This is a genomic window from Rhodococcus sp. NPDC003382 (assembly GCF_053589135.1).
Window position 1 is genome coordinate 68,504 of record NZ_JBSFRH010000015.1, and the last position, 14,099, is coordinate 82,602.

General features: G+C 69.7%; 10 protein-coding genes. 5 read left to right on the forward strand and 5 right to left on the reverse strand.

Annotated elements, in window-relative coordinates; all coding sequences use genetic code 11:
* Positions 1-5 precede the first annotated feature (5 nt).
* From ACWDUD_RS12775 to ACWDUD_RS12785, 3 genes are read right to left on the reverse strand one after another with little or no spacing between them, the layout of a single operon-like run.
* Complete coding sequence (locus tag ACWDUD_RS12775) at positions 6-890, reverse strand: metal ABC transporter permease (protein WP_450109562.1); 885 nt, start codon at positions 888-890, stop codon at positions 6-8.
* A complete protein-coding gene (locus ACWDUD_RS12780; RefSeq protein WP_450109563.1) occupies positions 890-1,765 on the reverse strand; it encodes a metal ABC transporter ATP-binding protein in 876 nt (291 codons plus the stop codon). Before ACWDUD_RS12780 ends, ACWDUD_RS12775 begins: the two co-directional genes overlap by 1 nt.
* A 28-nt stretch (positions 1,766-1,793) precedes the next feature.
* On the reverse strand, positions 1,794-2,906 hold the full coding sequence (locus ACWDUD_RS12785) for a metal ABC transporter solute-binding protein, Zn/Mn family (RefSeq protein WP_450109564.1): 1,113 nt from the start codon (positions 2,904-2,906) through the stop codon (positions 1,794-1,796).
* Between the two features lie 153 nt (positions 2,907-3,059).
* Between ACWDUD_RS12785 and ACWDUD_RS12790 the strand changes: the two genes are divergently transcribed.
* Together ACWDUD_RS12790 and ACWDUD_RS12795 are read left to right on the forward strand one after the other, a co-directional pair.
* Positions 3,060-4,166, forward strand: a complete 1,107-nt coding sequence (locus ACWDUD_RS12790; RefSeq protein WP_450109565.1) for a LacI family DNA-binding transcriptional regulator — start codon at positions 3,060-3,062, stop codon at positions 4,164-4,166.
* 274 nt (positions 4,167-4,440) lie between these two features.
* Positions 4,441-6,192, forward strand: coding sequence for a M4 family metallopeptidase (locus ACWDUD_RS12795; protein ID WP_450109566.1), 1,752 nt, complete (start codon positions 4,441-4,443; stop codon positions 6,190-6,192).
* A 77-nt stretch (positions 6,193-6,269) separates the two neighbouring features.
* Here the strand turns inward: ACWDUD_RS12795 and otsB are convergent, their stop codons facing one another.
* Both otsB and kstR read right to left on the reverse strand, forming a co-directional pair.
* On the reverse strand, positions 6,270-8,828 hold the full coding sequence (gene otsB, locus ACWDUD_RS12800; protein WP_450109567.1) for a trehalose-phosphatase: 2,559 nt from the start codon (positions 8,826-8,828) through the stop codon (positions 6,270-6,272).
* Between the two features lie 90 nt (positions 8,829-8,918).
* Positions 8,919-9,581, reverse strand: coding sequence for a cholesterol catabolism transcriptional regulator KstR (kstR, locus tag ACWDUD_RS12805; protein ID WP_420752412.1), 663 nt, complete (start codon positions 9,579-9,581; stop codon positions 8,919-8,921).
* A 91-nt stretch (positions 9,582-9,672) separates the two neighbouring features.
* On the opposite strand from kstR, the gene ACWDUD_RS12810 reads away from it, so the two are divergent.
* The 3 genes from ACWDUD_RS12810 to ACWDUD_RS12820 all read left to right on the forward strand — a co-directional run bounded on the left by ACWDUD_RS12810 (position 9,673) and on the right by ACWDUD_RS12820 (position 14,099).
* Complete coding sequence (locus ACWDUD_RS12810; RefSeq protein WP_450109568.1) at positions 9,673-11,829, forward strand: acyl-CoA dehydrogenase family protein; 2,157 nt, start codon at positions 9,673-9,675, stop codon at positions 11,827-11,829.
* A 72-nt stretch (positions 11,830-11,901) separates the two neighbouring features.
* A complete protein-coding gene (locus ACWDUD_RS12815; protein ID WP_450109569.1) occupies positions 11,902-12,963 on the forward strand; it encodes an acyl-CoA dehydrogenase family protein in 1,062 nt (353 codons plus the stop codon).
* The gene (locus ACWDUD_RS12820) at positions 12,948-14,099 is read left to right on the forward strand and encodes an acyl-CoA dehydrogenase family protein (RefSeq protein WP_248676152.1); all 1,152 of its coding nucleotides are present in this window, start codon (positions 12,948-12,950) and stop codon (positions 14,097-14,099) included. Before ACWDUD_RS12815 ends, ACWDUD_RS12820 begins: the two co-directional genes overlap by 16 nt.

Here is a 14,099-nt window from a genome sequence, read left to right on the forward strand (position 1 = left end):
CGACCTCAGTGTGCGGCGACCGCTCGGCCCGCGCCCCGCCGCTGCCGGGCCGACCCGACGAACCGGCACACCAGGTAGATGACGAAGGCGATCGCGGTGATGAAGCTCGAGACGGGCACGCCCGGTGCGAGCGCCAGCAGGATGCCGCCGACCGCGGCGAGTTCCGCGAACACCACCGCCAGGGCCGTTGCGGCGAGCGGGCTGCTCGCGATCCGCGCGGCCGCCGCCGCGGGCGTGATGAGCAGGGCCATCACCAGCAGCGCGCCGACGATCTGCACCCCGAGCGCGGCGGTGATGCCGACCAGCACCGCGAACACGATCGACAGCGCCCGGACCGGGACACCGCGCGCGGCGGCGACCTCGGGGTCGGTGCTCGCGAACAGCAACGGCCGGTAGATGAAGATCAGCGTGCCGACGACGACCACGGCGCAGACGGCCAGCACCGCGATCCCGGTGCCGCCGGGCGCGACGATCTGTCCGGTGAGCAGGGAGAACGCGGCGCCGGTGCGGCCGTCGTAGGCCCACAGCAGCAGCACGGCCAGGCCCAGCCCGAAGGCCATGACCACGCCGATCACCGAGTCGCGTTCGCGGGCGCGGGTGCCGAGAATGCCGAACAGGATCGCCGCGACGACGGCGCCGAAGACCGCGCCGATCCCGACCGAGACGCCGATGAGCAGCGCCGCGGCGGCGCCCGTCAGCGACAGTTCGGAGGTGCCGTGCACCGAGAACGCCATCTGCCGGCTCACGATCAGCGGGCCGATGATGCCCGCGAGCAGACCGAGGATCGCACCGGCGAGCAGCGCCTGCTGCACGAAGTCGTACTGCAGCAACTCGACGGTGTCCTGCCAGTCGAACATGCGGCTCATCGCGTCGGAGAACTTGCTGCTCATCAGTGATCCTCGTGATGGTCGTGATGGACGCCCTCGCCGGGGCGCAGGCCGCCGGCGCTGCCGAGCGCATCGATGGCGTCGCCGGTGCCGACGACGACGAGGCGGCCGCGCATCTCGAGGACTTCCACGTCGGTGCGGTACAGCTCGGACAGCACCTCGGAGGTCATGACCTCGGCGGGGGTGCCGATGCGGAACTGGCCGTCGACCAGGTAGAGGACACGATCGACGAGCGGCAGGATCGGATTGATCTCGTGGGTGACGAACAGCACCGCGGTGTCGTGGTCGCGGCGACGCCGGTCGATGAGAGTGGACACCAGGTGCTGGTTGGCCAGATCGAGGCTGAGCAGCGGTTCGTCGCACAGCAGGACACGCGGGTCGCCGACGAGCGCCTGCGCGATGCGCAGCCGCTGCTGCTCTCCGCCGGACAGCGAACCGATCGGGGCGTTCGCGTAGGACTCGGCCCCGACCTGGGCGATCGCGGCGTCCACCGCGGTGCGCCGCGTCTTCCAGAAACGCACCCCCGTACCCCACCGGTGCCCGTCGACACCGAGGCCGACGAGGTCGCGGCCGCGGAGCGGCACACCTTCGTCGAGCGACTTCTGCTGCGGCACGTACCCGACGTGCGAGTTCCCGGTCCTCGCCGGGGTACCGGCGATGGTGGCGGTGCCCGCGCTGAGTGGAAGCTGGCCGAGCAGGACCTTGAGCAGCGACGACTTCCCGGCACCGTTGGGTCCGAGTACCGCGACGAACTCGCCGGGTTGGACGGTCAGATCGAGGTTCTCCCACAGCGTGCGTTCGCCGAACGCCAGCCGCGCGTTGCTCAGTTTTGCGGCGGGTTCTACGGAGGGGGAACGGTCGGGGTTGTGTGTGCTCACCGGATTCCGTGTTTCTCGAGCGGGCGGATCAGGCCGGGGTGCCGAGTGCGGCGGCCAGCTTCTCGACGGTGCCGGTCTGCCACTGGACGTAGTCGACGCCCTCGGGCAGCGTCTCGAACACCTCCACGACCGGGATGCCGGCCTGTTCCGCGGCCTTGCGCATCTCGCGGCTGACCTTGTCCTCGGTCTGCGGGTTGTAGATCAGAGCCCGGACCTGCTTGTCCAGCAGCAGCTGGCGGGTGGCGGCGATGGACGCGGGGGAGGGATCGGTGCCGTTCTCGACGGCGTTGGTGAAGTCGGCGGGGGTGAGATCGTTCAGCGTCGCCGCGAGGACCAGGTAGTGCGCGATCGGTTCGGTCTGCGCGATCGGTGCCTGCGGGTGCTCGGCCGCGACGGCCGCGATGCCGTCGGAGACCTCGTGCAACCGGGTGTGGAACGCCTCGGCGTTGGCGCGATAGACGTCCGCACCTTCGGGATCGAGTTCTGCGAGGCGGTCGGCGACGGAGTGGGCGACGGCGTCGGCGGTCGCGAGGTCGTACCAGACGTGCTCGTTCACACCGCCGTGGTCGTGGCCCTCGTGTCCGTCCTCGCTGTGGCCGTCCTCGCCGGCGCTCTCGGTGGCGTGGCTGTCCTCTTCGTGGCCCTCGGCTTCGTGGCCTTCGTCTTCGTGGCCCTCGTCGTGCGCCTCGTCGGCACCGGTCGCCGCGGTGTTCCCACCGGTTGTCTCCGCTCCGTGCGCGTGCCCGTCGTGCAGGTCGCTGTTCTCGCCGGACTCGAACAGGGCGAAGGCGTCGACGGTCGCCGCACCGGTGTTCGTGGTCTCGAGGACGTCGTCGACGAACTGGTCGTAGCCGCCGCCGTTGTAGACGACGAGCGACGCGTCGCTGATCGCCGCCGCGTCGGTCGGGCTGGCCTCGTAGGAATGGGGGTCTGCGGACGGCTCCGTGATCAGGGACCGGACCTCGATGCGGTCGCCCGCGACGGCCTGTGCGACCGAACCCCACACGTTCGTCGATGCGACGACCTTGATCTCGTTCGAATCCTTGTCCCCGGTCGAGCCGCACGCGGTCAGGCTCAGTGCGGTGGCGCAGGCGAGGGCTGCGGTGGCGGTGGCGGCACGCGTGCGGGGGGACAGTCGCACTGATCCTTCTCCTGGATTCGACGTCGGGCGTGTCCGCGGGAGGCAACCCTAACGTTATTGGAAACCGTTACCGTTCTACTTTAGCGGACCGGATCGGGACTTTTGACCGGACCCGGGTGGCCGTGACAGGCAACACACAGCTACGGTCCGTGCATGCCCAGGTCTCGTCAGCCTCGTCGCCAGGCCACTCTGGCCTCGATCGCGGCCGAGCTGAAGATCTCGCGGACCACGGTTTCCAACGCGTACAACCGGCCCGATCAGCTGTCCGCGGAACTGCGCGAACGTGTCCTCGAGGTCGCCAAGCGGCGCGGATATCCTGGGCCCGACCCGATGGCGCGGTCGCTGCGCACCCGCAAGGCCGGGACCGTCGGTGTTCTGCTCACCGAAGCGCTGAGCTACTCGTTCCGCGACCCCGCCGCCATGACCTTCCTGTCCGGACTGTCCGAGGCCTGCGAGGCCGCCGGACAGGGTCTGCTCCTCGTCCCGGCCGGCCCGGGCCGCGACGACGAAGAGGCTGCGCAGGTCGTGCACCGATCCTCCGTCGACGGTTTCGTCGTCTACTCGGTACCCGACGGCGACCCCTACCTGGCGGCCGTCCTCGAACGGCACCTCCCGATCGTGGTGTGCGATCAGCCGCGCGGCATCGCCACCGCACCGCTCGTCGGCATCGACGACCGCGGTTCGATGCGACGCCTCGCCGAGTACCTCATCGGATTGGGACACCAGCGGATCGGCATCGTCTCCATGCGGCTCGGCCGCGACCGCCACGACGGTGTCGCCGACGCCTCGCGTTTCGCCACCGAGAGCTTCCACGTGCAGCACGAACGGATCCGTGGGGTGCAGGAGGCGATGACCGCCGCCGGACTCGATCCCGCCGAACTCACCGTCGTCGAGCGGTACGCCCACACCGCCGACGACGGTGCAGCCGGTGCCGCACAGGCGATGACGGCCGATCCGCGGATCACCGCGCTCATGTGCACCACCGACGTTCTCGCGCTGGGTGCGCTCGCGTGGGCGCACAACTCCGGGCTCGATGTGCCCGGGCACCTGTCGATCACCGGCTTCGACGGCATCGACGAGGCGCTGCGCGAGGGGCTGACCACCATCCGTCAGCCGCAGAAGGAGAAGGGCCGCCGCACCGGCGAACTCCTGCTCGCGGCCCCGTCGCACTCGGGGGTCGCTCAGGTCGAGACGCTGGAGACCGAACTACTCCCCGGACGCACCGCAGGTCCGGCCGAAAGCCTTTGGTGCGCTGAATAATCCGTGCGTAGGCGGCGGCCGCGCGGCAGGAAGACACCGGCGCGCGGAATCCCGCGCGCGGCTGTCTTTCCCGTCGGCAACCGCGTGCTACCCGACTGCTGCAGGCCGTTGCGCAAATCGGTAGCAGTGCGCCGCGCAGATTGAGGTAGCGGACTACCCGTGTGGTGGTCGGCCGCTCGCCCTACCGTCGAATCGTGGCCGCACCTCGCGACCGCGGCGAGCCGTACGCGGCAGTCGCCGAACTCGAACATGCAAGAAACCGAAGGTGTTTCGTATGTCTACTTCCCTGGAATTCCTCCACTACCACGTCGCCGAGGACCCGGCGGTGTCCCCGGACGAGAACGCACGGTCGCCGGAGTCGTTCCCGGCCGGGGCCGCCGCGCCGGAATTCGACGCCCCCGCACCGATCTTCACCAGCAACGAGGCGGCAGCCCGGTTCTACGTGGATCAGCTGCTCCGGAGCGACGACCGCCCGTCCCTCGAATCCCTGGTGGAACCCGAACGGCCCGAACGGGTACCGGGTCTGGTGTTCGACGGTGAGCAGGACCTGCGGGCGGCCGGAACCCGACAGGTGCGCTTCCACCAGACGTCACGGAACATCCCGGTCTTCGGGTCCGGGGCCGTCGTCGAAATGACCGAATCACGCGAACTCGTGAGTGTGAACGCGCGGCTCGACGAGGTCACCGGTGTCGACCCGATCGAGTCTCTCGATCGAGCGGAGGCGCTCGCGAGGCTCGCTCGGTACACCGGCAATGATCTGCCTCCCGACGTCGGGGTGGGCGCGACCCTCACCTTCTACAAGGACGAGGACTCGGGGTCGTGGCACCTGGCATGGTTGTTCGCCGAGGTCCCGGCCGAGCCTCCCACCACCGGCGACGAAGCCGCCGGCGACGCGGACGAGGTGCGCGGAATGGGACCTCGACCGGTCCCGCCGTCCTTCGACTACCTCGTCGATGCCCACGACGGAGAGATCCTGTTCTGCTACAGCGCCGTGGCGACCGCGCTTCCGACCCCGGCCCGGTGCGTCGGAGTCGACGAGAACGACGACCACCAGACGCTCCTCGGGCAGCTCGCGGATCCGAACGGCACCATCTGCCGGCTCTCCGATCCGCTGCGTGCGGTCCACACCTACGACCTGCGGTTCGCGGATCTCGACAGCGACCCACCGGTGCCGCGCAATCCCGTCGAGGCCCCCACGAGCGACTTCGGCACGACCAACCGGGCCGCCGTCTCCGCGCACCTCAACGCCTCCCGGGTCCAGGACTTCTACAAGGTCGTCCTGCAGCGCGACGGCATCGACGACAAGGGCATGGATCTGATCTCGCTGGTCAACGCCACCGCAGCAAGCATGGAACCCCCGCCGACACTGCTGAACGCCTTCTGGTGGAAGCGCCGGATGTGGTACGGGCAGATCTCCCGGAACGGCCGGCTCGTGAGCTTGTCGCGGTACCTCGACGTCATCGGCCACGAACTCACCCACGGGGTGATCGAGTCGACCTCGAACCTCGTGTACGCAAACCAGTCCGGGGCTCTCAACGAGTCGTACGCGGATGTCGCGGGAGTCGTCATCGGCAATTGGTACACCGCGCCGGACCGCCACGACGTGAGCACGTGGGACTGGAAGATCGGTGCCGGGCTCCGCCCGGACGGCCGACCGCTCCGCGACTTCGAAGACCCCACCCGAACTGGACATCCCGCACACATGAACAACTTCCGTGCGCTGCGTCCCGGTGAGTTGCCGAGCAACCGCAACGATCAGGGCTGGGTCCACTTCAACAGCAGCATCCACAACAAGGCGGTGCACAACCTGCTCACTATGACCAAGAACGGGGCACGCGTGTTCACGGTCGAGGACGTCGCGGTCCTGACCTACCTGGCGATGGCCCGGCTGACACCGCGAGCGACGTTCACCGACGCGCTCCAGGCAACCGTCGACGTCGGCCTGACCTACTTCGGGGGCGACCCGGACCGGAAGGGCAAGGTCGACTCGATCCGGGAGGCGTACCGCCTCGTCGGCATCACGTGAACCGCCGACCGACCCGCCGACGAAAACGACACCCGCTCACGTCCAGGACGTGAGCGGGTGTCGTTTCGGTAGGCGCCTTAGGTGGAGTGTCCCGACAGAAGCTGGGCGCAGCGCAGGAGCCCGATGTGGCTGTACGCCTGCGGATGGTTGCCCAGGGCCCGTTCGGCGACCGGGTCGTACTCCTCGCTGAGCAGGCCGGTCGGACCGGCCGCCGCCACGAGCTGCGCGAACAGGGCCTCCGCCTGAGGGCGGGCGCCGACCAGCAGATAGGCCTCGACGAGCCACGCGGCACACAGGTGGAAACCACCCTCGGTGCCGGGCAGTCCGTCCTCGTGCCGGTACCGGTACACCGTCGAGCCGCTGCGCAGTTCGGCCTCGGTCGCGACCACCGTCGCATAGAACCTCTCGTCGCTCGGATCGACCAGGCCGGTCAGACCGACGAACAGCGTCGCGGCGTCGAGGTCGGTGCCGTCGTAGGCGGCGGTGTAGGAGCGGACATCCTCGTTCCAGCCCTTCTCCCGCACCTCGTCGGCGATCTCGTCCCGAAGTTCCGTCCACCCCTCACCGGCGGTGCGGCCGAACTTCGCGGCCAGCGTCAGGGCCCGGTCGACGGTGAGCCAGCCCATCACCTTCGAGTACACGTGGTGCCGCGGGTTGTCCCGGATCTCCCAGATGCCGTGATCGGGTTCGAACCACCGCCGCTGCACGGCGGTGACCATGGCGCACACCAGGTCCCAATCGCGGTCGGTCAGCGCTTCGGCGTGCGGGATGCCGCGTTCCTCGCGTCGGTGCGCGAGCGCCGAGATCAGGTCGACGATCGGCCCGAACACGTCGAGCTGCACCTGCTGGTTGGCGGCGTTGCCGACCCGCACCGGCCGGGACCCGGCGTAGCCGGGCAGGTTGTCGAGCACCGCCTCGGGCGGAAGTGGGCCGCCGGCAAGCGAATACAGCGGATGCAGGCGTTCCGGCCCGGGGATCGTCTCGAGCACGCGGTGCACCCAGTCCAGGTAGGCCTCGGCCTCGCCGAGCGAACCGACACCGACCAGGGCGTGGGCGGTGAGCGCGGCGTCGCGGAGCCAGCAGTAGCGGTAGTCCCAGTTGCGGACGCCGCCGATCTCCTCGGGCAGCGATGTCGTCACCGCGGCCAGGATCGAGCCGGTCGGCTCGTGAACCAGACCGCGCAGCGTGAGCGCGGACCGCTTGATGAGGTCCGGCTTGAGCGGCGGCAGGTCGAGTTCCGCGGCCCACTGCCACCAGTACGCCTCGGCCTGTGCGCGCCGCTCCACCTCCGCAACCGGGTGTGGGCTCAAATCTTCTGTTCCGCAACGGAACTCGAGGATGATATCGTTCTCCGACGGATCGACCACCGCGTGCGCGGTCTGCTGCGTTCCGTCGGTGGTGATGTCCCACCGCACGTCGGGGGAGCGCAGCACGTACGGCTCGTTGAGGCCGAACACCCGCAGGCCGTCGTCGACGGCCTCGAGGATGACCTGCCCCTGTCCGAACTCGGGGCGCGGGGCGAACGTGACGACCGCCTTCGCGGTGCCGGTGATGACGCGCGTCAGATCGGTACGGCCGGGCTCGACGTCGTGCGGCAGATAGTCGATGACCGCCAGGCTCGCCCACCGGGTGACCACGGTCATCGTGGAGTCGACGTACCGCTGGCTCAGCGGCAGGGCCTCGCGGAGCGGGCCGATCGTGAAGTGGCCGGCGGCCTCCCCGCCGAGCAGATGCGCGAACACCGCGGCCGAATCCGGTTCCGGATGGCACAGCCACGAGATGGTGCCGTCGGGGGTGATCAGGGCCTTGGTCCGGGGACTCGCGAGCATGGTGAGACGCTCGATGCGCGGGGCGTCCGCACCGGACAGCCACGTGCGGCGCTGGTCGAGCAGGAACGCCATGGCCGCGGCGACGTCCTCGGTGCTCGAAACCCGGAACTCGGCGCTGGTGTCGCCGTCACCGACCTTGATTCCGACATCCGGCCCGTGCAGCGACCGGAACGCCTTCTCGTCGGTGACGTCGTCGCCGAAGAACACCGCCGCCGTCGCCGATTCCTGATGCCGGATGATGTCGAGCGCGCGACCCTTGTCGGTGGGCACGACGGACAGTTCGATCACGGACTTGCCCTCGGTGACCTGCACGCCGGGCAGGCGCGCCAGGTCGGCGCGGACGGTGGCCAGCGCGAGCTCGGCGTCGCGTTCGCTCGCATTGCGCACGTGCAGGGCCGCACTCGCGGGTTTGATCTCCACGTGCACGCCGTCGTAGAGCCGGGCGACGTTGTCGAGTCCGGCGATGATGCCGCGCAGCAACTCCTTGGCGTCGGTGTCGATGGCGTGCACGAATCCGATGTCGAACTCGGAGCCGTGGCTACCGACCAGCTGGACCTCGGCGGGAAGACGCGACAGCGCTGCCAGGTCCTTGAGTGCGCGGCCGGAGATGACGGCGGCCGACGTCGACGGCAGCCCCGCGAGCGCGCGCAGGGCGCGGACCGATTCGGCGTGAGGGAACGCCTTGTCGGGATCGGCGACGATGGGCGCGACCGTTCCGTCGTAGTCCGACGCCACGAGCAGTCGGGGGGATCGCGCGACCGTGACGAGTGCGCGACGCAGGTCGATCGGGAGGTCTTGGGCGCTCATTCTTCCCACGGTAGGGGAATAGGTCCCGCCCGTCGCTCCGGATGCACGGTTCGGGGCGTGTTCCCGGTTACAGGTTCGTTCCGGGAGCTCTCAGGAGCCGGCGACGGGCACCTGGGCGGGCCGGCGGGAGCCGTCGCCGAGCAGCAGTTCGACGGTGAGCTCGAGTCTGCGGGCGACGTCGGTCGCCGACGAACGGCGGGTCAGCCACGCCACGAGATTCGAGAGCCACACGTCGCTGATGACGCGCGCGACGGCCAGCTCTTCCTCGGTCGGCTCGCCTTCGTTCATCGCGCGGGCGAACAGCCGGTCCATGAGCTGGCCGACCCGGTCGACCTCGGCGGCGGCCGATGCGTCGGCGAACATGAACGCGCGCGTCATCGCTTCGGTGAGGAGCGGGTCGCGCTGCATGGCGCGGGTGATGAGGCTCAGGATCAGGTTCATGCGTTCGAGCGGGGTGTGGCCCGGCGGGATCTTGCCCTTGCTGTCGATGCGTGCGAATTCCCGGCCGAGCGCGGACACCAGCAGGTGCACCTTGGACGGGAAGTACCGGTAGAGGGTGCCGACCGCGACGTCGGCGCGCTCGGCGACCGCGCGCATCTGGACGGCCTCGTATCCACCCTTGGAAGCGAGCGCCAGGGTCGCGTCGAGTATCCGCTTGCGGCGTTCTTTCTGGGCGTTGGAACTGAGATCGTCCTCGGTGAGGGCGGACAGTGTTCCACTTCCGGTCGAACGCGAGCTGGGCGGTATCGTCATGGACTTTTTCCTCACACCTTGACTCTGAACCGGTGTCATATTAGAACACGTTCTAGACGTTGATGTCATTTTCGAAAGGCGGAGATCCGCTGTGAGTATCGCCACCACCGAGGAGCAGCGGGCTGTCCAGGCCTCCGTGCGTGCTTGGGCGCGCTCCGCGTCTCCGATAGACAAGTTACGCCACCAGCCAGCGGAAATGTGGAAGCAGGGTTGGGGTTCGCTCGCCGAATTGGGCCTGTTCGGGGTGGCCGTTCCCGAATGCGCGGGCGGGCTCGGCGCCACCACGGTGGATCTGGCCGTGATGCTCGAGCAGGCCGCGCACGAACTGGCACCGGGACCGGTTCTCACGACCGCGCTCGCCGCGCTCGTGTTCGGTTCCGGAGGCGACTCCGCCGCCAAGACGGCCGCCCTGCTGAGCGAGGGCACCGTACCCGTGGCCGCCGCGCTCGATCTCGCGGTCGACGCGACCGACGCCACCGACGGCCTGACCCTCGGCGGCGACGCCGGACCCGCGATCGCCGCGGAACCCGGGGTGGCGGTCCTTGTCCGCGTCGCCGGTGCCGGCGGTGCCGATGCGTCCGAGGCCGAGGAGCGCTGGGCGCTCGTCGACGCCGACAGCCCCGGCCTGCATCTCGAGCCCCTCGACACCCTCGACAAGTCCCGCGCGCTGGCGAGAGTGCGGCTCGACTCGGTCGCGGTCACCGCCGACCGTGTCGTGACCGTACGTTCCGGTCTGGTCCGGGACCTGGCCGCGACACTCGCCGCCGCCGAACTCGCCGGCATCGCCGGCTGGGCGCTGACCACCGCGGTCGAGTACGCGAAGATCCGCGAACAGTTCGGGCAGCCGATCGGTGCGTTCCAGGCGGTCAAGCACCTGTGCGCCGAGATGTTGTGCCGCACCGAGAAGATCCGTGCCACCGCGTGGGACGCGGCTTCCGCCGCCGACACCGCGCCGGACGAACTGCCCATCGCCGCGGCCGTCGCGGCCGCCGTCTCGCTCGACGCCGCGGTGCAGACCGCCAAGGACGCCATCCAGGTGCTCGGCGGCATCGGGTTCACCTGGGAGCACGACGCCCATCTGTATCTGCGTCGCGCCGTGGCCACCCGCCAGCTGCTCGGTGGGTCCACGTGGTGGCGTGCGCGGGTCACCGCGCTGACCCGCGCGGGCGTCCGCCGTCACCTCGGCATCGACCTGTCGGAGTTCGACGACGAGCGCGCCCGCATCCGCGCCGAGATCGCCGAGTTCGCCGGTCTTCCGGAACCGGAGCGGCGCAACGCATTTGCCGAATCCGGTTACCTCGCACCGCACTGGCCCGCCCCGTACGGCCGGGGCGCCCGCGCCGCCGAGCAGATTCTCATCGACGAGGAACTCGCCGCGGCCGGCGTGGAGCGGCCCGATCTGGTGATCGGCTGGTGGGCGGTGCCCACGATCCTCGAGCACGGAACCCCCGAGCAGATCGAGCGATTCGCGATGCCGACGCTGCGCGGCGACATCGTCTGGTGCCAGCTCTTCTCCGAGCCCGGCGCCGGTTCCGATCTCGCGGCGCTGCGCACGACCGCGGAGAAGGTCGACGGCGGCTGGAAGTTGCAGGGGCAGAAGGTGTGGACGTCGCTCGCCCAGGTCGCGGACTGGGCGATCTGTCTGGCCCGCACCGACCGCGACGCACCGAAACACAAGGGCATCACCTACTTCCTGGTGGACATGAAGTCCGCGGGTATCACCGTCTCGCCGCTGCGCGAGATCACCGGCGACGCACTGTTCAACGAGGTCTTCCTCGACGGCGTGTTCGTTCCCGACGACTGCGTGGTCGGTGGGCTCGGCGGCGGCTGGAAACTGGCGCGCACCACCCTCGCGAACGAGCGGGTCGCGATGGGCAGCAAGTCGTCGCTCGGCAAGGCCATCGAGGATCTGATCGAGCTGTCCAGCCCCGGCGACCCGGTTGCCGAGGATCGCATCGCCACCCAGATCTGCGAGGCGATGGCGGGTTCGCTGCTCGACCTGCGCACGACCCTCGCGCAGCTCGGCGGTCAGGATCCGGGTCCGGCGTCGAGCGTGCGCAAGCTCATCGGTGTGCGGCAGCGGCAGGACACCTCCGAGCTGGCGATGGACCTGGCGGGGGAGGCCGGGTGGGTCGAGGGTCCGCTCAGCCGCGAATTCCTCAACACGCGCTGCCTGACCATCGCCGGCGGCACCGAACAGATCCTCCTCAGCCTGGCCGCCGAACGTCTGCTGGGGCTGCCCCGGTGACCGGGACTTGCACTGCTCGGACCCGCTCAGCGGTGCTACAACGTGGCACACGTTCTAATCGAAGGTGGAATTGTGGACTTCGCACGTGACGAGACGCAGGAGGCGGTGGCGGAAGTCGCCGTCGACCTGCTCGCCCGCGACCTGACCGCAGACGACCTGTGGTCCGCGCTCGCCGGCGCCGATCTGCTCGCGCTGGCCCTACCCGAACGCCTCGGCGGCGCCGGACTCGGTGTCGGTGAGGTCGCGACGGTACTGACCGAGATCGGCCGCAAGGCCGCCCCGGTCCCGGCCCTGGCCACGCTCGGCTTCGGGGTACTGCCCGTCGTCGCGCTGGCCACCGACGAGCAGCAGGACGCGCTGCTCGCCGACGTCCCGGGCGGGGCCGTGCTCACCGCGGCACTGTCCGAGCAGGGCCGGCCGTTCCCGGCCGCGCCGGCCGCGACCGCGGTGCCCGTGGACGGCGGCCACGCGGTCACCGGCTACTTCGTCGCGGTCCCGTATGCCGCGACCGCGCGGCACATCCTGGTGCCCACGGACGCCGGTGTCGTCGCCGTCGACGCGACCGCCGACGGTGTCACCGCGACCGCGAGCCCGTCCGCCGCGGGGAGCCCCGAGTTCTCGGTGCGGTTCGACGGCGCGGTCGGCACCCTCCTCGGTGACGGCGCGGATCCGGACGCCGACGTCGCGGTCCTGTACCGCCTCGCACTCGCGTCGATCGGTGCATACGCGGACGGACTGCTCGACGGGGCAACGGCATTGACCGCCGAACACCTGAGCACGCGCCATCAGTTCGGCAAGCCGCTCGCGACCTTCCAGGCCGTGGCCCAGGAGATCGCCGACGTCTACGTCACCGCGCGCACCCTGCACGTCGCGGCGCTCGCGTCGACCTGGCGCGTCGCTCACGACGGGGCCCGCTCGGCGGCGGTGGACGACGATCTGGACGTCACCGCCTACTGGATCGCCGAGGAGCTGCCACCCGCGATGCGGGTGCTGCACCACCTGCACGGTGGCATCGGGGTCGACGTGACCTACCCGCTGCACCGCTATTCCTCGACCGCCAAGGATCTGGCGCGCCTGATCGGCGGCGCCTCGTACCGACTCGACCTCGTGGGGGCCCGGTGTTCATCGATCTGACCGACGAGCAGCGCGCGCTGCAGGCGGAACTGCGAACCTACTTCGCGGATCTCATCTCCCCGGAGGAGGCCGCGATCATGCGCACGGAGCGGCACGGCCCCACCTACCGTGAGGTCATCCGCCGCATGGGCAAGGACGGCTGGCTCGGCGTGGGCTGGCCGAAGGAATTCGGCGGCCGCGGGTTCGGCGAGATCGAACAGCAGATCTTCGCCAACGAAGCGGTGCGCGCCGACGTCCCGCTCCCGAGCGTGACGCTGCAGACCGTCGGCCCGACCCTGCAGGTGTACGGCACCGAGGAGCAGAAGCGAAAGTTCTTGCCCGCCATCCTCTCCGGTGAGGTGCACTTCGCGATCGGCTACTCCGAACCGGAGGCAGGCACCGACCTGGCCGCGCTGCGCACCAGCGCCGTGCGCGACGGCGACACCTATATCGTCAACGGCCAGAAGATCTTCACCACCGGCGGCCACGACGCCGACTACATCTGGCTCGCGGTGCGCACCGGTCCCGCCGACTCGCGGCACCGCGGCATCTCGATCCTCATCGTCGACACCACCGATCCGGGTTTCAGCTGGACCCCGATCATCACGTGCGACGGTGCCCACCACGTCAACGCGACCTACTACAGCGACGTGCGGGTCCCGGCGAACATGCTTGTGGGAGAGGAAAACAAGGGCTGGAAGCTGATCACCACCCAGCTCAACCACGAGCGCGTCATGCTCGGACCGGCCGGCAAGGTCGGCGGACTCTACGATCACGTGGCCGCATGGGCGAAGACGCACGATCTGCTGGGCGAGCCCGACGTGCGCCGCGCGCTCGGTGAGATCCACGCGACCTTCCGCCTCAACGAACTGCTCAACTGGCAGGTCGCGGCCAGCGAATCCGAGGCCGTGGACATCGCGGACGCGTCGGCGACCAAGGTGTTCGCCACCGAACGTATCCAGCGGGTCGGCCGGCTCGCCGAGGAGATCGTCGGGCGCTACGGCGACCCCGCCGATCCCGAAACGGGCGAACTGCTGAGCTGGCTGGACATGCAGATCAAGCGGAACCTCGTCATCACCTTCGGTGGTGGCGTCAACGAGGTGATGCGCGAACTGATCGCGACGGCGGGCCTGGGCATGCCCCGGGTTCCGCGGTGA